Here is a 23,471-nt window from a genome sequence, read left to right on the forward strand (position 1 = left end):
TAAATGTACTGTCCGCGGGCCGGAAGCGATTTACTACCGGCCACGCAGAATGTGGACATGGCTTCGCTCCCAGTCGAGGTGTTGATGGGGATCTATCTGGGCCTGTTGGTGGGAGTGATACCGGCGCTCGTGTCGTGGGCGCTGGGGTTTACTTTCAAGTATTTCACCGGCATCACCGTGCCGGGGTTCGGTGTTGTCGTGCTGGCAATCGCGCTTGCCGGCGTCAGCGGCGGCCTCATGGCACTGGCGGATAAGTCGATTACGCAGGCCCCCAACGCCGAGCGCATCATTACTGCAATCATCCTCGTTGGGATGGTATCGCTGTACGCACATAGCAAGGGTGACCAGCTCGGCGCGAACTTCCCGAAGCGGCTCTCCTTGCAGGGGCTACGCGAGAAGAAACTCTCCGCGGATGTGGTCGAATTCGTCGGCGGCCGCGACGAGGTCCGTATTCGCATCGTCGGTGACGTGGCCGACATGGAGGGGTATCCGCCGCTTTCCGAGCCGCTCCGAGCCGAAATTCGCAACGAGGAGTGGCGATTCCCGGCCGACCTGCGCATCGGCGAACTCGAACGCCGGATGGAGGAGCGCCTGAAGTCGGAGTTCGATCTCGGCGACACCGCCGTCTCAATCGACGAGCAAGGGCGAGCGACGGTCGTCGCCGCGCCGCCGTTTTCGGGCCTGTCGAAACGGGTGGGCGACAATCGCCACGCCGTTTCGGTCGACACGCTGTTGCCGACCGGGCTGGCCCGAAACGATGAGGTGACAGTGCTGACTGAGGACGCACAGGTTCGGGGGACTGTGGTCAGTGCCCGGTCGACGCCGTCCGCCGATGAGACGCCGGCCGAGACGCCGACGGAACCGGAAATCGCCGACGCCGAGGCGCCCCCGACGCCGGTTCAGGCACCGACGACCGACGGCGGCGAGGGCCGACTCACCGTCGCTGTGACCCGGACGGATGTGCAACCGCTCTTGCGGTCGGCCCAGCCAAAGGTCGTGGTCGAACCCCGGGGAACTCACCGGGAGTACGAACTCGTCTCCCTGCTCCGCCGGGCTGGAAGCCGGTTTCGCCGTCTCACGGTTCGCGCCGACGGCCCGCTTGACGGGACGACGCTCCGGGATGCCCATGTTCGGGAGGCCCACGACGTTGCTATCGTCGCTATCCGGACACAGGATGGCTGGCAGGTCGCGCCGCGTGGCGATGCGGCCGTCGAAGCCGGCGACGAACTGTACGCGATTGGCCGCCGAACCGACCTTGATGCCTTCGTGGAGGCGGTCGCATGACACCGCTTGGCCCGACACTGCTTGCACAGATCGGTGCAAACCTGCAACTGGAGACGGTGTCACAGACGTTGGTCGAGGGCGTTGTCTGGCTCCTCGTCATTATGCTCCTCGCTGCGACGCCGGCTGGCGCTATCGCTGTCTTCTACCGCTGGTACGTCCGTGAACGGATTCAGACGGGCCTGGGGCTCCTGTTCGGGCTAACTGCGGTCGTCCTCGTTATCGGCGCGACGACTGCGCTCAGCGAGGTTATCCTCGGTGATGAGGACGTGTTGGCGGCCGGTGCAGTCCTGTTGAATCTTGCCGCGTTCCTCGCCGGCGGCGTCGGAGCCTACGGCGGGATGCGCATTGGAGACCGACTGGGTGTTGACCTCTTTGCCGCGACTGGCGGCCGGAACATCGACGCCGACGTGAGCGAGATCGTCCAGACCGTCGGTCGTGTCACGTCTGTCCGCCTCCCCGAGGATATCGAAGACATTATCGGCTACGACCCGATGCCCGATGAGACTAAAGAGACACTTGCAAACCGGCGGTTTCTCTTCCCTCGACGGCTGACGAAAGACGAACTCCGGGACCGCCTGGTTGGCCGGCTCAAGACCGACTACGGCGTCGGCCATGTGGATGTCGAACTGGCCGATGACGGCACCGTCGACTACCTTGCGGTCGGGTCGCGGGCGGCTGGTATCGGCCCGACGCTGCCGCCCTCGACGAACGCCGTCGCTATCCAGGCAGACCCAGCCCATGCCGCGAGCGCCGGCGATCTGGTTCAGGTCTGGGCGCAGGCACCGTCGAAGCGCGTGCTCACCGGCGAACTCCGGGGCGTCGCCGACGACGTGGTAACGGTCGCTATCGACGCCGCCGACACGCCGAAACTCGACCCGCAAACACAGTACAAGCTCGTCACGCTCCCGGTGCAGGACCGCTCCGACCGGGAGTTCGCCTCGCTGCTCCGTGCGGCCGACGAGACGATGGGCACCGCCACTGTCGAACCGGGGAGCACGCTTGACGGCGCGCCGGTCGGCAGTCTGGCAGTCTCGGTGGTCGCGATCACCCGCGACGACACAGCGCCGGAGACAATCCCCTCCCGCGAACGCGTCCTCGCAGTCGGAGACACAATCTACGCAATCGCCACCCCGGACGCGTTGCGGCGGCTGGAACAGGCCACGGAGGGGAGAGGCGAACCAGCCACGACGGCAGCTGTGATGGACGAACCGGACGACGATACTGATGACGGGGATGGCCAGCCAGATGCGTCCAAACCCACTGGTGGCCACGAGCAGACTGGCGGGACGGAAAAAACGGCGGCTGATACGACTGCTACCACCGCTGACGACAGCGCTACCGATGTCGACACGGTCGAGACTGATGCCGATGACACAGCCAACGCTGACGCAGGCGCAGACGCGGCTGACACCGCTACTGCCGACGAGCCGACAGGTACCGCTACTACCGCGACTGACACCGCTGTTGAGGATGAGTCGACGGCGACCCGCGACGAAGCGGACTCCATGGCAGACACCGAAATCGAGGCCATGGCGGACGCCGCCGACAGCGACGAGTCCCCGGACGACGACCCGCTAGAGGCACTCCGGAACACCGACGTTGAAGAGCCAAGCGACGATCTGACGGCTGATGACGCGTTCGACGACTTGCCGGCGGACGACGACGATGACACTGTCGAGGTGTGGGACCCGGAAGAGCGAATCGCCGAGGCGGACGGTGAGCCTGCTGCCGACGAAACCGACGACAGTGACTCGCCGGCCTCCGAAGCGCTAACCGAAGACGGAGACGGCGAAGATGACGAATCAACTGCTGGTGATGATCCAGAGAAACCCAGCTGAGGGGCGAGTATCGTTACTGCCAGATGCACGCCGTCGCAGACTGTTATTCTCCAGCCTGCCCGAACGGGCCGGACACACTGTGGTCCGGAACTCTCTTTTGCCGGACGCTCGGAGTACGGCTATGGAGTGGAAACTGTTCGCACACCTCCGGGATGCGGCCGACGGCCAGTCGGTCAGCGTCGATATCGAAGGGGACGCGACGGTCGAAACAGCGCTCGACGCGCTGCTTACGACGCGACCGACGCTCGCTGAGGAGGTACTCGACGAGAACGAAGAGTTGGCCGACCACATCCGGGTGCTCGTCGACGGCGAAGACCCGTTCGCCGCCGGCGATGGGCTGGCGACGACAGTCAATGAGGAGACGGAACTGGCGCTGTTCCCACCGGTCAGCGGCGGTTGAGACGGATCGTTGGCCGGGTCAGTTTTTCACCGGACTCGCCACTGTTACGTTCGAGATGACGACGCGAACGCCGTCCTGATATTCAGTATCGAGTGTTACGTCCCAGCCGTGGGTCCGTGCAAGCATCCGCAAGTTCGGGAGCGTCATCCCGGCTGCAGCGTCCGGTATCGCGCCGCCGTACTCGAAAAAGGCCTCCGAGTCTGTCTCGCCCGCCGGGGTCCCATCGTCGGTAATGACAATCTCATCGGCCTCCCGGGAAACGGTAACTGTTGACGCGTCGTTATGGGCCGCGAACGTGAACCCGCTCTCGAAGAGGTCCCGCAATCGTGTCGGATCGGCGACGACCTGTCCCTCCACGTCAGCCGCCATGGTGAGACTGTCGGTGTCGGCACGTTCCCAGGCTCCTTCGACAACTGGCTCGAGGTCGACAGGCATTGTTTCGTCAATTGTCTGCCCATGTCGAGCTAGCGTCGCGAGCCCATCGACGATTTCTGACATCCGATCGGCCGTTTCAGACGTTGATTGGAGGGATTCTTTCGCTAGGTCTACGTCTCCGCGGTTCAGGGCGTCGCCAGCGGCGGAGACGCGACCGGTGATTATCTGGAGCGTGTTCAGCAGTTCGTGTCTGATTGCAGTGGCGAATCCCTCTAATTGCTCGTTCTGTCGGTCAAGTTCGCGGCGACGCCGCTCGGTTTCGGTCACATCGGTGAACACGAGCATCCGACCGATATCGACCTGTCCTAGCGAAAATGAGGTGTCACTGACGAGGTAATACTCGGTCCCGCCACCCCGGCTTCGTTCGAGAATCTGCTCGTCCGTTTTCAGGATCTCCATGACCGCCGGCAATACCGTCTTGAGGTGCTGCCCGCGGCTCCCAGATAGTGTCGGGAAGAGCCGCTGTGCCTTGCCGTTAGATTCCTTGATATGGCCGTCCTCGTCGAGATACACGACAGCATCATCGACGCCGTCGGTCAACTGTACGGCGAGGAACGCCTCATCGTACACGTAGAGGACACCCAACGCGAACAGTGCAACGCCGAGCGGTTCGTGATTGATGTCGAGCAAGAGGTCGCTGACGTACCCGACGATATCGAGCGTCGCCGGAAGTGCGGTAATACCGACGAGAACGCCGAGCGGACGTGTATCGTAGTCGGCTTCGAGGAACAACTCGAACAGCATGAAGAAGCCGACGGTGACGAGCGCGTAGGAGAGCCCCGTCACTACCCAGTGGAATACCCCGTGTGTGATCGACAGATGCGGGAACGGGTTGGCGACGAACTGCGTGGCGAAGTAGAGCCCGTGAAGCGGATTGGTCAGCTTTATTATGACGATACCGAGATACGCGCCCACAGCGACCGCACGGTACGATTGGTTCCGGTGGAAGGCCCGACCCGTGTACGCCGAGCAGAAGTACAGCCACGCACCGACCGTCGCAAGCCCGACGATGAGGCTGCCGAGGTAGAATGCGTACCCCAGCGTCCCGGGCGTGATCAGGAAGCCGAGTTCCAGCGCCGCCCAGCCACCGCTACAGAGGAGGAGCCCGACCATTCCCCGGCGGGTATCGGGGTCCTCCATGCGAGTCGCTCTGTAGAGCCCGATACCACACCCGACCGCCGCGAGGGCGTACGCCGCCACATACGCAAGAAACGCTGGAGGGCTCCCAAACAAATTCATCTACCGATGGTACGGCAAGTATTTCTATGAGTGTTGTGACCGCGTTATCGGTTATGATAACTATCTGAGGCCGTCTATCTCGAACACGAAGTCCGGGCGCTCATCGATGTTCCCGCCAGCGTACGCGGTCTGGGCGACGTGGCGCGGTGTCTCAGGGATGAGGACCCGCGTTCCGTCGACGCCGAGAGTAGCTGCATCGGCAGCTATCGCAGTGAATAACGCCTGTGCGGCGTCGACATCATGCCACACCCCGACCGCGTACTCCGCGAGCTGTTCGCCGTCAGCGTCTGTCGTTCGGACCCGACAGGCCATCCCCTGTGGCCCGTCACCGCCGACAGTAAGGACAGTCTGGTCGGCCGCCAGCCGGTCGAGTGTTTCCCGAGTCAGCGTCGAGAGCGCCCAGCTCTCCCCGCTGTCGAGCGCGAGCCCGGACAGGGCGCTTCGGCCGTCGCTCTCCTTCCAATAGCGCCATGCTGTCGCGGGGTCGTTTCCGACAGTCATTTCAGGCGTCTCGTCCGCCGGATCGGGGTGCGCCCAGCGGAACGACGTGACCGCTTCGAAGCCAGTCGCCAGCGACTGGCCAAGTCCAGCCTCATTCCAGGAAAACACCATGCTTCGACCGACCGACGCGCCGGCATCGGCCGCCCACTCAATGAGGTGGTCCGTCAGCAGTGACCCGAACCCCTTCCCCCGGTAGTCCGAGTCAACACGCATGCCCTGGAACCATGCCTCGGTCTCGGTGAGTATAACGGCCTGCGCGAGGCCGACCGCGTGGCCGTCAACGTCGACGACGAGGGTTTTCCGGTCCGCGCCGTCGTCGTCGACCCACTCGCGGAACACGTCGGGGATGTAATCAGCCATCGCGCGGTCGGCCCAGACATCGCTTGTCAAGTCCACAATATCGTCGTAGTCGTCGTGACGAGCCGTCCGAACAGTCGGCGACATACCGGGAGACTCGCCCGCGACAATAAAAAAGAGGCGCTCCGGTGGCGGAGTCGCCCGCACCGTGACCGAGTTACCGCGCTGGGTCCAGTGCTACAACCAAGGTGTCGAGCGCTGCTGAATCTCGCCGGCGAGGGGGTCCTGCATCGTATCGGCCACGTCGTCGCTGTTTGCCATCGCCCACATGAGCTTGACCTTCGCTGTGCCGGGGAGCATATCCTCGCCCTCGATGACGCCGGCGTCGAGCAGGTCCCGGCCAGTGTCGTAGACGCGGTCACAGACACGCCCTTCGAGGCACTGGCTGGTCATGACAAGCGGGATGTCCAGTTCCTCGACGGTCCCGATCCAGTCGGTGTTGACGTGGCCGAGCCCGGTCCCTTCGATAACGATGCCTTCGCTGTTCTCGGCGGCCGCTTCGAGCAGCGACGGGTCCATCCCCGGCGAGAACTTCAGGAGTTCCACGTCGGTCTCGATATGGTCGTGTAGCGCCAGGTCGACGGCGTCCCGTTCGGTGTACTCGCGGCGGAACGTGACCGTGCTCTCGCCGTCGATGTCGTAGTCGACCTCGCCGAGTGGCTTCGCGCCGACGGTCTCGAAGGCATCCCGGCGCGAGGTGTGGTTCTTCCGGACGCGAGTGCCGCGGTGGAGCGCACAGCGGTCGTCGGACTCGTCGGCGTGCATACAGACCAAAACCTCCGCACAGTCGCTCGTCGCAGCCTCGACCGCTGAAACAGCGTTCATCACGTTGTCCGAGGACGGGCGGTCCGCCGAGCGCTGGCTGCCGGTAAACACAATGGGTACTGGCGTATCGAGCATGAACGACAGCGCCGACGCGGAGTACTGCATCGTGTCAGTGCCGTGCATGACGACGATGCCATCCGCGCCGGCCTCGATCTCCTCGTGGACCGCTTGCGCGAGGTCCTGCCAGACGGCCGGGGTCATGTTCTCCGAGAGGATGTTGGCAACGACGCGGCCGCGGTAGTTCGCCATCCCGGCCAGGTCCGGGACTGCCCGCAGCACGTCCTCGGCGTCGAACTGTGCCGTCACTGCCCCGGTCCGGTAGTCGACCGTCGAGGCGATGGTTCCGCCAGTGGAAATCAGCGAGACCGTCGGGAGGTCGTCGTCGAACTCGATTGCCGACTGGCTCTGTTCGTCCTGTGCGCTCTCGACGTCGTACACGTCCGATTCAAGCACGTCGATGGATGCGTCCTCACGGTCGATACCAACGTTGTATCCGCCGTCGAGCTTGACGACGAGGTGCTCGGGCGTACTCGATGGGAGCAACACGCCCTCGTAGGTCTGGGCCGCGCGCTCGACGCGGACCCGGTCGCCTGCGTTCATGCGCGGCACTTTCCGCCGGTGGGACTTGAACCCACTCGTTTCGACGAGCGCTCTCAGTCACACATTGGACTGTGCTGACCGGTCGGCGGTTTCAGTCTATGCTTCGGTTCAATTTCGGAATATCGACACTCGTTACGTTGGATTTCAAGCGTTACCAGACCACAGTGTTATCCCACTCGACATTCTTCTAACAGGTATGGCAGACAACAAGAACGGCCGCGAAGCCCAGGCCCGGAACGAGGAACGCCGCCAGCGGGAGCGCGCTATCGCCGAGGAACTTGAGCGCGCGGACGAACCCGAACCGCCGGTCGACCCGACGGAACTCGCGTACTTCGAGACAGAACTCGAAACGCTCGAATTCCCGGTGACAGCGGCTGAAGTGGTCGCTACGGTCGGCGATAGGGAAATCGAGGCCACCGAAGGGACGTACACCGTTGCGGACCTCTTACCCGATGCGGAGGTCGAGTCCTTTGAATCGCCAGCCGAGGTCCGGACGCGGGTCCAGCGGCCGACGGTAGCCGGGGCGATGAAACGCGTCGTCGAGGCCGCCGACGAACACCAGAGCGCGTCGTTCGGGGCCTCACAGCGCGACGGTTACGAGCGGACGTTCCGGGAGCTACGGACTATCGACGCGGATGACGACGATGAGGGCATTCGGGCCATCGCCGACTGGATTATTGAGCACATTCACAAGAACGAGAAGCTTCCTGGGTCTCGCGACGTTCGCCGGGAAGCGGCGGAGTTCTGCCGGTCGAACGGCTACTCGGTTCGCAACGACGAGTGGCTCGGTATCTGAGCGACACACCACCGTATCCCTGAGTGCCGGCAGACCCCACAAGGACCATACTACTCGCGGTCCCACACTCTGTATGGCCGAACGAACCGAGGAACGGACCCGCGACACGGACGCGAAATCGGGCAGTGACCTCGGCGTCGATGTTGGCACGACCGAGTCGGTCGAGACGGATGTTGCTGTCGGGGAATCGCGAGATACGACATCGTCTGTCACCGAAACGTCCACGAAAGACAGCGGCAGCTACTTCTCACTGCGGGCGCTGCTATTTGCCTTCGGCGCGGTCGGCGGCGGAATGGTGCTCGGCGGGCTGATACCGCTCGTCCCGTTCACCGAACTGGTCGGCATCTTGCTTGGTGGATTCGTCTACGGACTGCTCGCCAGCGAGCGCCGATACGTCGAACTGGGGCTGGCGGGCGGTTTCAGCGGCGGTGCGACGGCCGTTCTGTCTCTCCTCCCACAGCTCGCCGCGGGATTGAACGGGACCAGACTGTTCGCCATCGCCGGCGCTGTCGGTTTGGTACTCGCAGTCGGCGGGCACTACTTCGGGCGTGACCTTCGCAGCGGACTGACGGAAGACCTGTAGTTTGCTCGACGGTACATTCTGGCCAGTGGCGCGACCGCCCCTTCTGGGCTTACTGTACTTGATGATCCTGTCGTCTGATATGCCGCACATCGGTCGGCCAAACGATCTCGATGTCCTGCCGATAGCCTGCCTGCGAAAGAGTCCCCAATAGCAGTCTCGGCGTGAACGGACTTCTTGGCACGTAATATTGACTGTACTGGTCTTGTCATATAGTGGTAAGATAAATCCATATATCCAGAATATTGAGATGTAACTGACCATATGGTGCACTTTCTCGATTTTCAATCACAGTGTCTTGAGTTGATAACGCTTATAACTCTCGTATGTAAATCCCGGAACAGAACGCATGGCACCAGAAACGTACGGGCTTATCAGCCTGTTTCCGGCGATGCTCGCCATTGTACTGACGTTGTTCACTCGCCAAGTACTGCTCTCGCTGTTTGCAGGTATCTGGATCGGTGCGACGGTGCTCGTCGGCTGGAACCCAGCCGCCGGAGCCGCTCGGAGCCTACAGTTTGTCGTGGATAACGTGACCGAGCCGTTTAACGTCAAATTGCTCCTGTTCACCTTCCTCATCGGAGCAATGCTGGGGATGATCTTCCTCTCCGGCGGGATGAATGCGCTTGCGTCACAGATGGTCAAGCGCATTCGGACCCGCCGGCAGGCGGCGCTTGGCACGTCGCTACTGGGGATGACGATCTTCGTCGACTCGTACGCTTCGACGATGATTACCGGGTCGGTCATGCGGCCGATCACCGATAAGTTCGACATCAGTCGCGAGAAGCTGGCGTACATTCTTGACTCCACCACTGCCCCGACTGCATCGATATCAGTCGTCTCGACGTGGCTCGGATTCGAGGTCGGACTCATCGCCGAGCAACTGACCACAATCGGCGTGGACCGAAGCGCGTTCCTGCTGTTTCTCGAATCGATTCCCTATCGGTTCTACAGCCTGCTCGCGCTTGCAATGGTCTTCATTGTCGTCATCGCCGACCTTGACTTCGGCCCGATGGCGGAGGCCGAACGCAGAGCCAGAGAAGAGGGCAAAGTCCTCGGCGACAACGCTGACCCGCTCATGGAAACGCAGGAAGACGATATCGTGACGCCCGACCACGTCGAGCCGCGGTGGTGGTACTTCGCCGCCCCAATCGCCGCACTCGTCGGGGTGACCGGGTTTTCACTGTATTACTCCGGCGGTGGGTTCGCCGGGCAGAGCCTCACCGATGCGCTGTCGAACGCGGCCACTGCGGATGCCATCGTCTGGGCCTCGTTCTCGGCCTGTCTGGTCATTCTGACCATTCTCGTCGGGCACGCACGGATCGCGGTTGACGAAGTGAGCGACGCTATCTTCGAGGGGTTCAAGATGGTGATGTTCCCCGTCGCGGTGCTCTCGCTCGCGTGGTCTATCGGTGCCGTGAGCCAGGCACTCGGTGTCGGCCCATACGTCATCGCCATCAGCGAGGGGATTATCACGGCTGGGATGCTACCCGCCGTCATTTTTGTCAGCGCGGTCATTATCAGCTTCAGCATCGGTACGTCCTGGGGGACGATGGGTATCCTGTTCCCGGTCGCAATCCCGCTCGGACACGCGCTCGGCGCGCCGCTGGCACCGGCTATCGCGGCGATTCTGACCGGCGCGTTGTTCGGTGACCACTGTTCGCCGATCTCGGACACCACGGTGATGTCGAGTATGTTCGCCGCAAGCGACCACGTTGACCACGTGAACACTCAGATTCCCTACGCAGTGCTGGCCGGTATCGTCGCAACCGGGCTGTTCCTGATGGCCGGCTACGGCGTCCCGGCGTACATCGCGCTTCCGATCGGACTGGCCGCTGTCGGGTCAGTGACGTACCTGCTCTCAGAACAGTTGTCGGTCGAGGTCCCGAGTTCGTACGGGTCGAATGCGGACTGAGACGGTCCGCTTCCTGAAGCTCTCCCGTCCCGTCTAAACGATTTCCCAGCCGTCGTCGGTCTGTTCGACCACGTCATCGTCCGCAAGCCGAGTGAGTGCTTCCTCGACGATCTCCGGTGGGGCTTCGATCTTTCTGGCCAGCGCCGGCACCGTGTCGATACCGTTTGCGAGTCCGCTGACCAGTTCTGCGTACAGTCGTCCGTCGCGGTTCTCGAAGCCGGAGTCGATGCGGTCCCGCACGTCGGTCATACGGGCCTGCACCCACCGCTGGGCCAGCGACAGTTCGTTCTCTAGCTGCTGGAGATGCTCCAGTTCGCGTGCCAGGTCGTGAAAATTCCCGCCAGCTTCTTCGCCGACATCTATCGAGAGGTGGCGGCAAGAGGGCATCTCGAACTCGGGGTTTGCCGGATAGGCGCTCTTGGTGCCGAACTCATACGGAGAGACACGGACCTCCAAACGGAGGTTCCGAGCGATAGAAAAGTACTTCCGGCGTTGGTCGTCTGTCCGGGAGTCGATGAGCCCGGCGTCTTCGAGCTTCTGGAGGTGGTCGATGACCGCTTTCGGGCTAACGCCGATGTATTCGCTGATTTCGGTGACGTAGCAGGGTTTGTGTGCGAGTAGTTTGAGAATCCGCCGGCGGTTGGCGTTTCCAAGGAGATTGAGTAACTCGGCGGAGTCCATCGATACGTAGGTAGCGGGTCACGGTTCAAAAGCATGACTCTCGTCAGGCGGTTTGCTGGTGTCACCCGCCTACGATAGCCGGTCTATCCACGATGTGCCCTGTAAGCCGCTGTTTCCGCTCCCCTGACCGCTTCCGCCATTACCGCTCTGTCCGCCACTGTTCCCTTGCCCGCCACCATTTCCTCCGTTATCGGCGTTGTCGTTGCCACCATCGGAAGTGCTGCCAGAATCATCGGCACCGCCATTGCCGGTGGAATTGTCACTACCAGAACTGTCGTCGGAGCCGCTAGAATCGCCACTGCCAGAACTATCGTCAGAGCCGCTAGAACCGTCACTGCCAGAACTGTCGTCAGAGCCGCTAGAACCGTCACTGCCAGAACTGTCGTCAGAATCCGACGTGTCGGCTGAATCATCTTCCCCACCACTGTCAGAAGCCCCATCAGGCCCAGTGCTGCCTCCCGCGCTATCGTCGCCGCTGGCGTTCTCATCATCACTGCTGTTGCCCCTATCGTTACCCTGTTCAGCGCCGTTTCCCCCACTCTGAGCTGTGTCGTCGGACTCTGCAGTTTCGTTTTCGCTGTCGCCAGGCCCGTCGTCCGGTGGGCCTTGGTCGCTCTCGTTCCCTTGCTGTCCGGGGGTATCAACAGGCGGCCCCTGTTGGCTCTGGTTTGCACCCTGCTCGGATGTGTTGGCTGGTGGGCCCCGTTCGCTCTGGTTGGATCCGATGTCGTCCGGCGGCCCCTGCTCATCCGGGTCGGTGGTCTCCGGCGGTCCGGCGATGCCGCGAGCAACCGATGCGACCCGCTGACCGGAGAGATTGCTGGCATTCTGTTTCAGCCGCTTCAGTGCGGTGTCGTTCACACCGGTCTGTTCGGCGGCTGTGTCAGTGTCATTAATCGCGGCCTGCAGGCCCGCGATCTCCGCGGTGAGTCTGCTCTGTTGTGCCACGTAGGCCTGCTCACTGATGCTTCCGTTCTCGTATCGCTGTTCGAGCGTGGTATTGCGCTCCTGTAGTCGGTCGAGTCGGCGCTCAAGCGAGTCGGCCCGATCCGTGACCAGTTCGGCCCGTTCGGTTCCGTTCGATTGGTTGTATGCGGACCGCCACATCCCGTTCTCGACCGTGTCGTTCGCGGCGGCGGAGTTCGACTGCAGGAACGCGGTGAGTTGCGTTCCCATGCCGCTGGCAGAGTCGTTCTGCGTAGCCACTGTCTCCGTCGCGGTCTCCTGTGCTGTCACGGCCGGGAGGCCGACAGCGACAGTCCCGACGATGACCAGCACGGTGAGGAGCGTGGCCTGACGTGGGCTCATTCCTGTTCCTGCCTCTGTCCTCCCACATCAAAAAGAAATGCCTTCGTTCGCGTCGTTCATAGACGCTCAAAACAACCTCAAATAGTCCAAGAGTGTTTAAGATGTCTTTTCAGTCGGCAGCTGCATCGGAAGCAGTCGCCAGGCGATTCCCACCGATAGCACTGAGAGCGCGACGGTGGCAATCGGTAACACGAGTCCTGGATCGTATCGTAACGGCGGATAGTAGCCGAAGCCGTAGTCGAGGACGTCGTTGCCGAGTGCCAGCACCAGTGCAGTCACGAGCGCGCCCTTCGTTGTTCGGGCGTAGTGCGGGACTAACAGCCCCTCGGCGACGAAGCCGAGGTGGGTAATGATGATGCCGAAATACGCCCACGGAGCCGGGAAGTAGGCGTCGAAGCCGATGTTTAACGCCACGACGGTCCACAGACCCATCTTGACCAGCCAGACCAGCGCAATCGTGTGGAGGTACGCGAGCGGCACCGTCAGCGGGACCTCGTCGAGTGACTTGCCGAGGAATGGCAGGAGGGTCGCTACCGATAGCGTCATCAGGAACAGCGCAGCCGGCGAATCGGCGTACAGTGGCCAGAGGAACGTCGACACTCCGGGCATCGTCTCGACGTAAAACCGGACACCGACGAGCATCGCGACGGCGTTGACGACCAGCAGCCACACGAGACTCGGCGTCTGTTCCAGATAGTAGCGCGCGTACCGACGTGGCAACGGCCCTCGCTGCTCGCTCATAGGTCGATTCGGGGCCGGCCGTGGCAAAGCCCTGTCGGACAGACGCCGGTATCGGGTTACCGACCCCCCGAATCCGCGCTGTTTGCACGACGGCAAAAGGTTGCCGGCGAACACTTATGTATGTCAATGACACACATTCAGTTGCACCGATGTTCGAACAGTTTTCGCGCGGATACTACCTCGGCCGCCTCTACGTCGAACCGAGAGACGACGCGGCGGCCGCAATGTGTCGCGAGCAGCACGAGCGAGTGAACGAACAGTTGTACGCCTCCGGGGACGGGGTCGAGCGCACAGACTATCCGCTCGTAATGAAACTCGGCTCCCAGCACTTCGCCGTCCACGGTGACGAACAGGTCCCGGCGGACACACTCGTCGTTCCCGAAACGATGCTTGAAAACGCCAACGTCCGGAACCCACCCAGCCTCGAAGAAGTATTTCTGGCGAAAGCGGACCACGCCGCACAACTGCTCTCTATTTCAGAGGGGACGCCGACACTGCCCGACACCGCCGTCTGAGGGTCGTCGGAAGTCAGTTTTAAGCCCGTCCCCGTCTGCCATCCAGTCGATGCTTGACCGGTTGCTGGGACGAGCGTCGCTGAAAGAGCGGGTGGCCGAACTCGAAGAGGAGAACCACCATCTCGAACGACAGCTCGACGCCGAGAAGGAGCGCCGCGCCGACGCAGCGACCGAACGCCAGCAGGCCGAGGCCGAGGTCAATCGGCTGGAGGACCGCGTGGCCGAACTCCAGGACCGGGTCGCACGCCTGCAAGACGAGGAGGGCGAATCGACGTTCCGGGCCGAGGAGACGCTCAGTCGGGCGCGCCTGAGTGAAGTACTCGACCGGCTGGAATCTGTCGAGACGGAGCCAGAGGGGATCTTTACCGCCTACGTCGACGCGGAGCGCTCCCTGCCCGGCCCGGTTCGGGACGCCTTCGGCGACCGCGCGGCGCTGGTCGCCAGCGCCGCGCCGTGTCTGGCTGTGACGGACGACGCCGGCATCCTGTCGGCGTGTCTGTCCGTCCCTGCGCCGCCGTCGCCGTTCACCGGGTGGGCCGACACTGTTCAACTGGAGCGGTCTTGGTTCGAACCGACCGGCGAACACGTCGTCGCGCTGGTTCGCTCGGACCTGTTCGCCATGGGCGAGTACGACGGCCGCGAGCGGACCGCGTTCCACGGGTTCGACTCGGAGCTGAAAAGCCAGCACTCGAAGGGCGGCTTCTCGCAGGGCCGGTTCGAACGGCTCCGGGACCAGCAGATCGACTCCCACCTCGACCGCTGTCGGGCCGCCATTGAGGAGGTGTCGCCCGACCGGCTGTACGTCGTCGGCGAGGGGTCGGTCATCCACGAGTTTGAGGACCTTGCGACGGCGACGAAGCCGGTCGACGCGACTGGGGAGCCCGACGCGGCGCTCGACGACGCCGTTCGGTCGCTGTGGTCAGTCCGGCTACGCGTTCCGTAGCTTTTTCGCGGGGCGGTGATTCTGTCCGGCCATGGCCGTAGCCATCTTAACACACGACGCCTTCCCCGACCGAGCCAAGACGGCCGTCGGGCTGTTGCGGTACGGTGACCGAACGGTACGCGCGCTTATCGACCGCGAGCGGGCCGGCCAGCGCGTCCACGACTCGCTGCCGGACGTACAGGATGCGCCAGTCGTCGCATCGATGGCCGACGCACCCGACGTTGACGCGCTCGTAATTGGTATCTCTCCAATCGGCGGCGAGTTCGACGAGTCCTGGCGAGAAGACGTTTGCACAGCGCTCGAACGCGGTTGTGACGTGTATTCTGGACTGCACGATTTTCTGGCTGACGACGACGAGTTTGCCCATCTCGCCGCGAAACACGACGCCGAACTGCACGACCTCCGCAAGCCGCCCGAGGACCTGACCGTGGCAGCGGGGACCGCCGGCGACGTGGACGCGACAGTCGTCACGACCGTCGGCACCGACTGCTCGACGGGGAAGATGACTGCGTCGTTCGAGATCCGCGATGCGGCGCGGGAGCGGGGCCTCAACGCTGCCGTCGTTCCGACGGGTCAGACCGGTATCGCCATCACCGGCTGGGGCATCGTCATCGACCGCGTCATCGCTGACTACGCCGCCGGCGCGGTCGAACGGCTGGTGGAAGAAGTGCAGGCGGCGGACCTCCTCGTCGTCGAAGGACAGGGCGCGCTGGCCCATCCGGCCTATTCGGGTGTGACGACGAGCATCCTCCACGGGTCGGTCCCGGATGCGCTCGTCATGTGCCACGAGGCCGGCCGCGAGGCCATTCACGGCTACGAGTCGTTCGATATTCCGCCCCTCCCCGAGTACGTCGGCATCTACGAGCGTCTGGCCGCGCCCATCTCGGACGCCTCTGTCGTTGCGGGCATGTTGAACACGCGCCACCTCGACGACGGTGTGGCCGCAGATGCTGTTGCAGAGTACAGCGACGCTCTGGACGCACCGGCAACTGATCCCGTCCGCCACGGCGTCCCTGACGAGGTACTGGACGCCATCCTATGAACTGGCGCGTCGACCGTCACGACCTGCCGCTGTCGAACCCGTTCGGCATCTCGCGGGAGACCAGCGAGACCAGCGAGACCGTTGTGGTTGAACTCACCTATGAGGGCACCACCGGCATCGGGGCCGTCACGCCGTCCGCGTACTACAACGAGAGCGCTCGGTCGGTGGCTGAAACGCTGCCCTCGCTCTGTGAGACTGTCGACCGCATCGGCGACCCACATGCCCAGCAACGCATCGAACGGGAACTCGCCGAGCGAGCGCCGGACCAGCCCGCCGCCCGGATGGCACTCTCTATCGCCGTCCACGACCTCGCCGCTCGGCAACTGGACCTGCCACTGTACCGCCAGTGGGGACTTGACCCGGACACGGTCCCACCGACCACCTACACGGTCGGCATCGACTCACCCGAGCGGATGGCTGAGAAAGCAAGGAAGGCGGCCGACAGCGGCTTTGGCCACCTGAAAGTCAAACTCGGGACTGAGGACGACCGGGCGCGACTGGACGCGGTCCGGGACGCCGTTCCCGACGCCGAGGTACGCGTCGACGCCAACACCGCATGGACCGCACAGGAAGCTATCGACAATGCGGACTGGCTTGCCGACGCTGGCGTGACGATGCTCGAACAGCCGGTTGCGGCCGACGATATTGACGGCTTGCGCCGCGTGACCGACGCGACTGAGATTCCTGTCGCCGCCGACGAGTCCTGCGTGACTGCGTCCGACGTGCCGCGGGTCGCTGACGCCTGTGACATCGTCAACGCCAAGCTTGTCAAATTCGGCGGCCTCCGGCCCGCAACGCGACTCCTTCACGCTGCCGACGCCCATGGCCTCGACCTGATGCTTGGATGTATGGTCGAGTCCAATGCCAGTATCGCCGCAGCGGTCCATCTCGCGCCGTTAGTCGACTACGTCGACCTCGACGGAGCGCTCTTGTTAGCGTCAGATCCCTACGACGGCGTGCCGCTGGAGGGGGACGTGTTCGACCTCACTTCGGTGTCGGCCGGCACCGGCGTTCGGCGGACGCGAGACGCCTAGCTCCGAGGTTGTAAAATAAAAAATAGGTTCGGCCGGTGACCGCTTACGCCGACTTGACGGCGTCCAGCAGTTCTTCGTAGTCCGGCTCGTTGGTCGGGTCGTCGGCGACCCAGCTGTAGGCGACCTCGCCGTCGTCGTCGACGACGAACACGGCGCGGTTCGAGACGCCGAGCAGCCCGAGGTCTTCGATGTCAATTTCGAGGTCGTAGTCCTGAATCGCCGACCGGCCCATGTCGCTGAGCAGGTCGAACTCCAGACCGTGCTCGTCGCGGAAGGAGTTCAGCGAGAACGCCGAGTCGGCGCTGACGCCGAGGACCGTTGCGCCGGCGTCGTGGAAGTCACCGAGGTGCTCCTGCAGGGCCACCATCTCGTTGGAGCACGGCGGTGTGAACGCGCCCGGGAAGAAGGCCAGCACGACCGGCCCATCACCAAGGTGGTCGCTCAGTTCGAAGTCCTCTACCTCACCGTTCGCGATTGTCGCCGAGATGTCCGGCGCTGTGTCGCCTGTGGATACCATCACCCGAATATAACGGCGTCATCCGAATAAATACCCGCCATCCGGCAGGAGACTCTTGGTCTCCGTTTTACCGGGGGCTGGCCGCTTACAGCCACTCTTCGAAGGAGTGGTGTTCGCGACTTGCTTCGATATAGTCCCGTTGCATCGACTGGATGGCTGCCGAGAGGTCGTCGCCGTCGTCGAGGTACTCACGGACGCGAGCGATCTTCCATCCGCTTGGGGTCATGCCGGCGTCGTATCGGGCTTCAATGGGGCCGAGGTACTCGTCGATGCGGGCCTCTGGCACATCCTGTTCGGCTAGCCCCAGACGAGCGTACTGGAAAATCTCTTCGTAGATAGCGTCGTGGTCGTCCGTTCGCTCGCCCTGCGCTGTCACCCATGAGAGGTCGGCCTCTAGACCATCGTCCGCGGCGTTGTAGAAACTCCGCTGGGCCTCCTGCCACGGCAGTTCCGCGGCAGGGTGGTCGGCGACGACCAGCCCACGGATGAGGCCGACCGTCAGCGCCTGCAGCCCGATCATGTCCTTGGCGTGGGGCTGGGTCGGGAGCGGGCGATACTCGATTCGGAGTGACTTTTCAGTGCTTGCCCCGTCGACGGGCGTCCCGCCGACGACACAGCGGAGCCAGCGCCAGTAGGTCCCGCGCTTGTGGTCGAACTCCCAGAACTCGTCTTCGAATGCCGCCCGGTCGTCGTCGTGCAGAAACTCCCGGAGGAACGGCGCGAACAGGTCGTCGTCAACGACGCGACCGACGACATCAGTGGTGTCGTCGAGGTCTCGCGGGACCCGGACCTTTGGGTTCTCACTGGTGTTGACCGACTGCTCAAAGGCCGCGATTCGGAGTTCGTGGTGGGTGTTCGCACAGAGCCACTCGCCGTCGGTGTCACCGTACATATCGGCAGGGAGGAACGGCGAATTGACTGATAGCGCGAGTAGAGGCCCGAGTGTCCGGATCGCGGCGTTGTAGTACTCGGGGAACGCCTCGGCGTCCGGAATCTGGAGATGAGGCTGGATCGAGGTGGCCAGCGACTCGAACAGAATCGTCGGGAACGACCCGCTGTACCCCGGTACGTCGAAGTCGATGCTGCCGCCGGCGTGGTCCAGCGCCTCGTTGTCCAGCGCGACGTATCTGGGAGCCTGCCGCATGTTGTCCGCGAGGACGACGCCGTCGTTCGTCTCGTGCGCCGAGAGGTACTGCTCGCTGCCTTCCTCGGGTGGGATGGTCCACATCGCGTCGAGGACGAGTTCGCAGTTGTGCTTGCTCGCTTGCTGGCGGGCCTGTTTCGTCTGCATCTCCACCGCCGTCGTCTGGACTTCCATTCCCGTCTCGTCGAAACTGTTCGGCTCGGTGTTGACCTCGGCGTTGTGCAGGCCCAGTTCCTTGTTGGCCTCCCCCTCGAACACCACGTCGGGTAAGGGGGTCAGCCGCCCCTTCCAGTCCTCGGGGTCCATGTACGGCTTGTCACTTTCTTCGTCGACTGATGACTCGACGGCCGGTTCGGCCTCTTCCTCCTCTGGCGTCTCCGGTTCGTCCTCTGCCAGCGGGCTGTCCGGGTCGATGTCGAGTGACGGCCCCTCTCCGGGACCGAACGCGTCGTCGGACCCGTCAACAGCTTCACCAGCGTCTTGCTCTGGAGGCTCATTGCCGGCGGGCTCCAGTGGATTGCCATCGTCTGGCTCCAGCGATGCCCCGTTGCCGTTTGGCTCCAGTGATGCGCCGTCGTCTTCTGGCTCCGCCGGCGCGTCGAGCGACCCGCTCCAGGCTGCCCCGCCCGATCCGCTCAGGCCCTCTTCGGTGGCTTCCTCGCTGTCTTCCGCATCGTCCGGTTCGGGCGGGTCCGGCTCGGCGTTGATGCCGTACAGTTCGATCTCCAGGCCGACGGAGAACGCCTCGTTGTCGAACTCCCCGGCCTCGATGGCCTTCCGCAGCTGCATCGCCTGTTCGTCGACCCGCTCAGTGAACGCCGCGGCAGTCTCGTCAGCGAGCGACCGGGTCACTAGGTCGACGATATCGTCCATGGTCGGTACTGTGTGGGTTCTTCCACTATAAGTGGCCCGTCGTTGTCCGACGGGAGGTTACTCGAAGAGGTCTTCGTGGCGGGCCGCGAGGTTGGCGTAATCGCCGGAACTGAACGCCTCGAACACTTCGTTGGGATCGATAGTGGTCTCTGACAACGGTGTCACTGTGGCCGGACTCCCGCGGACAAAGGACTCCGCGGGGACCTCGTAGCCCGGTGGGACGACCGTTCCCATCGCGACAATAGAGCCCTCGCCGATAGTGGCGTCGCTGACTGTCGAATTGAATCCAACGAGCGCCCCGTCACGCACATGGGCGTCGTTGAGAACAGCTCCGTGGCCGACCATCACCTTCTCGCCGACGGACGAGGCGTGGACGATGGCTCCGTCACCGATCGCCGATTCGCGGCCTACCTCGACGGGGGCCACGTCGCCGCGCAACACGACACCGGGCCAGACGTTCGCGTTCGGGCCGACGGTGACATCACCCACCAGTGTCGCCTCTCGGCTGACGTGGGCGTATCCGTGGATGTCAGGTGTTGCTCCTTCGAAAGCGTACTCTCGGCTGTCCATACTGTCACCATCGTGTCGGCGGATCGAAAAGATACCGGTCAGAAGGGGGTGCTACCGGTTGTATAGCCGCTGTCGCGCACGTCTCCACCGCAACCGCACCTGACCCGAGCTATTCGATGTGGACGACGAGGACGGGGACGGGCGCGCTCTGGACGACGCGCTCGGTGACGCTCCCGAGATTGGCGACCCGGTCTCGGCCGGTTCGGCCGTGGGTTCCCATCACGATGAGGTCAATGTCTTCCTGTTCTGCGTAGTCGGTGATTGTCTTGTGGGGAATCCCTTCCGCCATGGTCGTGACGACCTCGACGCCGGCCTCCTCGCCCCCAACCACGATGTCGTCAAGCGCGACATCTCCCTCTTCCTCCAGCGACTGACGCACCTCGTCCTGATTGGCCTTGTCGGCCGCGACGTACAGTCGTCTGTCCACGACGTACAGCCCATGGAGGGTCGCGTCGTTGTCGCGCGCGATCGAAGTGGCGTGTGCGAGCGTCTCAGTCGTTCCCGAACTGCCGTCTGTGGCCACGAGCACCGAATCGTACATATCCGGCTTCTCATGCGAACTGTGCCCACATAGTATTCCCTATCACACTGACACGGTCCACAGCTGTCCAACCGGTGGTGTAATCGTTTGATTCAGTTTCCGTCGTTCAGTGTATAATCGTTCTAACCATTATTTGTCAACAGGAATACTTTTGCCAGTTGCTGTCCATTAATTTCTATACGATGCAGGGGAGCACGCAGCCAGACGGCACACGGGCAGAACTGTACGTTCGTTCACTCCTGCCCGACGGGCACACGCAGCAACAGGCTGCGGTTATCGACCGACTTCAGGGGCTGTCAGACACTGATGTTTTGTCGGACTTTACTATTCAGGTCGTTGGTCGGCAAATACCGTCCACGCCAGCCGAGGCGCGGACCGAACTCGGACTCTTCGCACTCAACCGAGTCAGCGTCTTTCAGGAATGGGCAAAACGCAACAAATGTTCACTCGAACCCGCGTTCCAGGTCCGGTCGGTTGACTCCGAGATGTCGGGGGAGCAGTACCGAGCGCTTGTGTTTCCGGTCCAACTATTAGCCGAGTACGCCGGGTCGGAACTCAGGTGCGTGACACCGCATACGGCCGGCGGGGAGACTGTCACTGTCATGGATCGCCTCACAATGCTCGAAGGAGAGGAAGAACTGGCGCTTTCATCGCTGGAGCGGGCAAGTGCAGCACGGCCACCGGCCCAGTCTGACCTGCCGGCGGCCGACACTATCGACGAGGATTCGGACCCGCTGTTGCCAGAGTAACACCAGCGTCGCCCGCGTCTCAATACACTTATCCCCGGCCGCCGTCGTATCCTCGGATATGAGTACGGTCACGGTCACGCTGCCCGACGGGACCCCACTAGAGGTCGAACGCGGCAGCACGGTCGAGGATGTCGCCTACGAAATCGGGCCAGGGCTGGGTGACGACACGGTCGCCGGCGTTGTCGACGGCGAACTTGTCGACAAACACGCGCCGTTGACAGAAGATGTCGGACTCGAAATCGTCACCGAGAGCAGTGACGAGTATCTCGATGTGCTTCGTCACTCCGCCGCCCACGTCTTCGCGCAGGCCCTGCAGCGCCTCTACCCCGATGCAAAGCTCACAATTGGGCCGTGGACCGACAACGGGTTCTACTACGACATTACCGGTGTCGACATCGACGAGGACGACCTCGAAGCTATCGAGACCGAAGCCGAGGAGATCATTGAGGAGGACCTCGACATCGAACGCGAACTCGTCGACCGCGACGACGCCTTCGAACGCTACGAGGATAATCAGTTCAAACAAGACATCCTCGAAACCGAAGCCGCGGACGACGAGGAAGTCTCTTTCTACACCCAGGGCGAGTTCGAGGACCTCTGTCAGGGCCCCCACGTCGAATCGACCGGCGAAATCGGCGGTTTCGCACTGCTCGAAATCTCGGCGGCCTTCTGGCGTGGCGAGGAGGAAAACGAGACGCTGACTCGCGTGTACGGAACTGCCTTCCCAACGGAGGACGCGCTCGACGAGTTCCTCGAACAGCGCCGCAAGGCCGAGGAGCGCGACCACCGCAAGATCGGCCAGGAGATGGACTTGTTCTCCATCGACGAGACCACAGGGCCGGGTCTGCCGCTGTACGAGCCCAACGGCAAGAAGATCCTCAACGAACTGTCGGACTACGTCGCCGGGCTCAACCGCGACGCCGGCTACGACGAGGTCGAGACGCCTCACGTCTTCCGTACCGAACTCTGGAAGAAATCGGGCCACTACGAGAACTACGTCGACGACATGTTCTTGCTCGATGTCAACGACGAGGAGTACGGCCTGAAGCCGATGAACTGCCCTGGCCACGCCACCATCTTCGAGCAGAACTCCTGGAGCTACCGGGACCTGCCGGTGCGGTACTTCGAGGACGGGAAGGTGTACCGCAAAGAGCAGCGCGGCGAACTCTCCGGGCTCTCCCGAACCTGGGCCTTCACCATCGACGACGGCCATCTATTCGTCCGCCCGGACCAGATCGAGGAGGAAGTGCTGGCGACGGTCGACATCATCCTCGATACGCTTGACACCTTCAACCTCGACTACACGGTCCAGTTCGCTACCCGGCCGGAGAAGTCCGTCGGCGGCGACGAAATCTGGGAGAAAGCCGAATCCCAGCTCGAATCTGTCCTCGACGAGCAGGACATCGACTACGTCGTCGAGGAAGGCGATGGCGCGTTCTACGGCCCGAAGATCGACTTCGCCTTCGAGGACGCGCTCGGTCGCCACTGGGACGGCCCGACCGTCCAGTTGGACTTCAATATGCCCGAGCGGTTCGACCTCTCCTACACCGGTGAGGACAACGAGGAGCATCGCCCGGTGATGATCCACCGCGCGCTGTATGGCTCCTACGAACGGTTCTTCATGGTGCTGACCGAGCACTACAACGGGAAGTTCCCGCCGTGGCTTGCCCCCGAACAAATTCGCCTGCTACCGGTCAGCGACGACAACATCGACTACTGCGAGGAGATTCAGGACGAACTCGATGACTTCCGGGTCACTATCGAGGACCGATCCTGGACTGTCGGCAAGAAGATCCAGCAGGCCCACGACGACCGGGTTCCCTATATGTGTGTCATCGGCGACAACGAGGAGGAAGCCGGGACAATCTCAGTCAGGGATCGCAAGGAACGCGAGGAGAAGGACATCGACATCGCCGAGTTCCGCGACCACCTCGAAACCGAGGTCGAGCAGCAGCGAACCGCTGTGACGTTCCTCGCCGGGCGGTAGCCTCCGAGTCAGCCCCTGCCCCCGCGTTTGCTCCGGTAGACGGAAACTACTAATGT

At 62.9% G+C, this 23,471-nt stretch carries 22 protein-coding genes; 12 read left to right on the plus strand and 10 right to left on the minus strand.

Annotation, left to right across the window (positions count from 1 at the left end; translation table 11 throughout):
• Positions 1-3: 3 nt before the first annotated feature.
• From RBH20_RS02100 to RBH20_RS02110, 3 genes are all read left to right on the plus strand, one after another.
• Positions 4-1,284, plus strand: a complete 1,281-nt coding sequence (locus RBH20_RS02100) for a potassium channel family protein (RefSeq protein WP_306705020.1) — start codon at positions 4-6, stop codon at positions 1,282-1,284.
• On the plus strand, positions 1,281-3,122 hold the full coding sequence (locus tag RBH20_RS02105) for a cation:proton antiporter regulatory subunit (RefSeq protein WP_306705022.1): 1,842 nt from the start codon (positions 1,281-1,283) through the stop codon (positions 3,120-3,122). The genes RBH20_RS02100 and RBH20_RS02105 overlap by 4 nt, the downstream gene beginning before the upstream one ends.
• A 121-nt stretch (positions 3,123-3,243) precedes the next feature.
• On the plus strand, positions 3,244-3,522 hold the full coding sequence (locus RBH20_RS02110) for a ubiquitin-like small modifier protein 1 (RefSeq protein WP_306705024.1): 279 nt from the start codon (positions 3,244-3,246) through the stop codon (positions 3,520-3,522).
• 18 nt (positions 3,523-3,540) lie between these two features.
• Here RBH20_RS02110 and RBH20_RS02115 read toward each other — a convergent pair whose 3' ends face one another.
• From RBH20_RS02115 to gatD, 3 genes are all read right to left on the minus strand, one after another.
• The gene (locus RBH20_RS02115; RefSeq protein WP_306705026.1) at positions 3,541-5,196 is read right to left on the minus strand and encodes a histidine kinase N-terminal 7TM domain-containing protein; all 1,656 of its coding nucleotides are present in this window, start codon (positions 5,194-5,196) and stop codon (positions 3,541-3,543) included.
• A 60-nt stretch (positions 5,197-5,256) separates the two neighbouring features.
• Complete coding sequence (locus RBH20_RS02120; RefSeq protein WP_306705029.1) at positions 5,257-6,141, minus strand: GNAT family N-acetyltransferase; 885 nt, start codon at positions 6,139-6,141, stop codon at positions 5,257-5,259.
• Between the two features lie 90 nt (positions 6,142-6,231).
• Positions 6,232-7,479, minus strand: a complete 1,248-nt coding sequence (gene gatD, locus RBH20_RS02125; protein ID WP_306705031.1) for a Glu-tRNA(Gln) amidotransferase subunit GatD — start codon at positions 7,477-7,479, stop codon at positions 6,232-6,234.
• Between the two features lie 196 nt (positions 7,480-7,675).
• Here gatD and RBH20_RS02130 point away from each other — a divergent pair, with 196 nt between their 5' ends.
• The 3 genes from RBH20_RS02130 (at position 7,676) to RBH20_RS02140 (ending at position 10,770) form a co-directional block, all read left to right on the plus strand.
• Positions 7,676-8,275: a hypothetical protein gene (locus RBH20_RS02130; protein ID WP_306705033.1), complete on the plus strand. Its 600-nt coding sequence runs from the start codon at positions 7,676-7,678 to the stop codon at positions 8,273-8,275.
• Positions 8,276-8,348: 73 nt separating this feature from the next.
• On the plus strand, positions 8,349-8,858 hold the full coding sequence (locus RBH20_RS02135; RefSeq protein WP_306705035.1) for a hypothetical protein: 510 nt from the start codon (positions 8,349-8,351) through the stop codon (positions 8,856-8,858).
• Positions 8,859-9,204: 346 nt separating this feature from the next.
• On the plus strand, positions 9,205-10,770 hold the full coding sequence (locus RBH20_RS02140; RefSeq protein WP_306705037.1) for a Na+/H+ antiporter NhaC family protein: 1,566 nt from the start codon (positions 9,205-9,207) through the stop codon (positions 10,768-10,770).
• Positions 10,771-10,803: 33 nt separating this feature from the next.
• On the opposite strand, the gene RBH20_RS02145 is transcribed toward RBH20_RS02140, so the two are convergent.
• From RBH20_RS02145 to RBH20_RS02155, 3 genes are all read right to left on the minus strand, one after another.
• Complete coding sequence (locus RBH20_RS02145; protein ID WP_306705039.1) at positions 10,804-11,451, minus strand: ArsR family transcriptional regulator; 648 nt, start codon at positions 11,449-11,451, stop codon at positions 10,804-10,806.
• Positions 11,452-11,520: 69 nt separating this feature from the next.
• Complete coding sequence (locus RBH20_RS02150) at positions 11,521-12,759, minus strand: hypothetical protein (RefSeq protein ID WP_306705041.1); 1,239 nt, start codon at positions 12,757-12,759, stop codon at positions 11,521-11,523.
• Between the two features lie 96 nt (positions 12,760-12,855).
• On the minus strand, positions 12,856-13,500 hold the full coding sequence (locus RBH20_RS02155; protein ID WP_306705043.1) for a DUF1405 domain-containing protein: 645 nt from the start codon (positions 13,498-13,500) through the stop codon (positions 12,856-12,858).
• Positions 13,501-13,649: 149 nt separating this feature from the next.
• On the opposite strand from RBH20_RS02155, the gene RBH20_RS02160 reads away from it, so the two are divergent.
• The 4 genes from RBH20_RS02160 to RBH20_RS02175 are packed head-to-tail and all read left to right on the plus strand — an operon-like array spanning position 13,650 to position 17,034.
• Positions 13,650-14,015: a DUF5802 family protein gene (locus RBH20_RS02160; protein ID WP_306705045.1), complete on the plus strand. Its 366-nt coding sequence runs from the start codon at positions 13,650-13,652 to the stop codon at positions 14,013-14,015.
• 49 nt (positions 14,016-14,064) lie between these two features.
• Positions 14,065-14,958 carry a Vms1/Ankzf1 family peptidyl-tRNA hydrolase gene (locus RBH20_RS02165; protein ID WP_306705047.1) on the plus strand — a complete coding sequence of 298 codons (894 nt, stop codon included), beginning with the start codon at positions 14,065-14,067 and terminating at the stop codon, positions 14,956-14,958.
• A gap of 31 nt (positions 14,959-14,989) precedes the next feature.
• Entirely contained in the window at positions 14,990-16,000 is a 1,011-nt protein-coding gene (locus RBH20_RS02170; RefSeq protein WP_306705049.1) for a DUF1611 domain-containing protein, read from the plus strand.
• A complete protein-coding gene (locus RBH20_RS02175) occupies positions 15,997-17,034 on the plus strand; it encodes a dipeptide epimerase (protein WP_306705051.1) in 1,038 nt (345 codons plus the stop codon). The genes RBH20_RS02170 and RBH20_RS02175 overlap by 4 nt, the downstream gene beginning before the upstream one ends.
• Before the next feature lie 43 nt (positions 17,035-17,077).
• Here the strand turns inward: RBH20_RS02175 and RBH20_RS02180 are convergent, their stop codons facing one another.
• From RBH20_RS02180 to RBH20_RS02195, 4 genes are all read right to left on the minus strand, one after another.
• On the minus strand, positions 17,078-17,551 hold the full coding sequence (locus RBH20_RS02180) for a peroxiredoxin (RefSeq protein WP_306705053.1): 474 nt from the start codon (positions 17,549-17,551) through the stop codon (positions 17,078-17,080).
• Between the two features lie 85 nt (positions 17,552-17,636).
• Positions 17,637-19,568: a hypothetical protein gene (locus RBH20_RS02185; protein ID WP_306705055.1), complete on the minus strand. Its 1,932-nt coding sequence runs from the start codon at positions 19,566-19,568 to the stop codon at positions 17,637-17,639.
• Between the two features lie 57 nt (positions 19,569-19,625).
• A complete protein-coding gene (locus tag RBH20_RS02190) occupies positions 19,626-20,138 on the minus strand; it encodes a gamma carbonic anhydrase family protein (protein ID WP_306705057.1) in 513 nt (170 codons plus the stop codon).
• 109 nt (positions 20,139-20,247) lie between these two features.
• A complete protein-coding gene (locus RBH20_RS02195; RefSeq protein ID WP_306705059.1) occupies positions 20,248-20,679 on the minus strand; it encodes a universal stress protein in 432 nt (143 codons plus the stop codon).
• 182 nt (positions 20,680-20,861) lie between these two features.
• Here RBH20_RS02195 and RBH20_RS02200 point away from each other — a divergent pair, with 182 nt between their 5' ends.
• Entirely contained in the window at positions 20,862-21,428 is a 567-nt protein-coding gene (locus RBH20_RS02200; protein WP_306705061.1) for an HTH domain-containing protein, read from the plus strand.
• Between the two features lie 58 nt (positions 21,429-21,486).
• Positions 21,487-23,415: a threonine--tRNA ligase gene (thrS, locus tag RBH20_RS02205; RefSeq protein ID WP_306705063.1), complete on the plus strand. Its 1,929-nt coding sequence runs from the start codon at positions 21,487-21,489 to the stop codon at positions 23,413-23,415.
• Positions 23,416-23,471: the final 56 nt, after the last annotated feature.

This window comes from Haloarcula sp. H-GB4 (assembly GCF_030848575.1).
In the GTDB taxonomy this organism is placed as follows: Archaea; Halobacteriota; Halobacteria; order Halobacteriales; family Haloarculaceae; genus Haloarcula.

Coding starts and splice junctions, on each gene's coding strand:
- RBH20_RS02100 (WP_306705020.1), top strand. CDS start 4: ATGTACTGTCCGCGGGCCGGAAGCGATTTACTACCGGCCACGCAGAAT.
- RBH20_RS02105 (WP_306705022.1), top strand. CDS start 1,281: ATGACACCGCTTGGCCCGACACTGCTTGCACAGATCGGTGCAAACCTG.
- RBH20_RS02110 (WP_306705024.1), top strand. CDS start 3,244: ATGGAGTGGAAACTGTTCGCACACCTCCGGGATGCGGCCGACGGCCAG.
- RBH20_RS02115 (WP_306705026.1), bottom strand. CDS start 5,196: ATGAATTTGTTTGGGAGCCCTCCAGCGTTTCTTGCGTATGTGGCGGCG.
- RBH20_RS02120 (WP_306705029.1), bottom strand. CDS start 6,141: ATGTCGCCGACTGTTCGGACGGCTCGTCACGACGACTACGACGATATT.
- gatD (WP_306705031.1), bottom strand. CDS start 7,479: ATGAACGCAGGCGACCGGGTCCGCGTCGAGCGCGCGGCCCAGACCTAC.
- RBH20_RS02130 (WP_306705033.1), top strand. CDS start 7,676: ATGGCAGACAACAAGAACGGCCGCGAAGCCCAGGCCCGGAACGAGGAA.
- RBH20_RS02135 (WP_306705035.1), top strand. CDS start 8,349: ATGGCCGAACGAACCGAGGAACGGACCCGCGACACGGACGCGAAATCG.
- RBH20_RS02140 (WP_306705037.1), top strand. CDS start 9,205: ATGGCACCAGAAACGTACGGGCTTATCAGCCTGTTTCCGGCGATGCTC.
- RBH20_RS02145 (WP_306705039.1), bottom strand. CDS start 11,451: ATGGACTCCGCCGAGTTACTCAATCTCCTTGGAAACGCCAACCGCCGG.
- RBH20_RS02150 (WP_306705041.1), bottom strand. CDS start 12,759: ATGAGCCCACGTCAGGCCACGCTCCTCACCGTGCTGGTCATCGTCGGG.
- RBH20_RS02155 (WP_306705043.1), bottom strand. CDS start 13,500: ATGAGCGAGCAGCGAGGGCCGTTGCCACGTCGGTACGCGCGCTACTAT.
- RBH20_RS02160 (WP_306705045.1), top strand. CDS start 13,650: ATGTTCGAACAGTTTTCGCGCGGATACTACCTCGGCCGCCTCTACGTC.
- RBH20_RS02165 (WP_306705047.1), top strand. CDS start 14,065: ATGCTTGACCGGTTGCTGGGACGAGCGTCGCTGAAAGAGCGGGTGGCC.
- RBH20_RS02170 (WP_306705049.1), top strand. CDS start 14,990: ATGGCCGTAGCCATCTTAACACACGACGCCTTCCCCGACCGAGCCAAG.
- RBH20_RS02175 (WP_306705051.1), top strand. CDS start 15,997: ATGAACTGGCGCGTCGACCGTCACGACCTGCCGCTGTCGAACCCGTTC.
- RBH20_RS02180 (WP_306705053.1), bottom strand. CDS start 17,551: ATGGTATCCACAGGCGACACAGCGCCGGACATCTCGGCGACAATCGCG.
- RBH20_RS02185 (WP_306705055.1), bottom strand. CDS start 19,568: ATGGACGATATCGTCGACCTAGTGACCCGGTCGCTCGCTGACGAGACT.
- RBH20_RS02190 (WP_306705057.1), bottom strand. CDS start 20,138: ATGGACAGCCGAGAGTACGCTTTCGAAGGAGCAACACCTGACATCCAC.
- RBH20_RS02195 (WP_306705059.1), bottom strand. CDS start 20,679: ATGTACGATTCGGTGCTCGTGGCCACAGACGGCAGTTCGGGAACGACT.
- RBH20_RS02200 (WP_306705061.1), top strand. CDS start 20,862: ATGCAGGGGAGCACGCAGCCAGACGGCACACGGGCAGAACTGTACGTT.
- thrS (WP_306705063.1), top strand. CDS start 21,487: ATGAGTACGGTCACGGTCACGCTGCCCGACGGGACCCCACTAGAGGTC.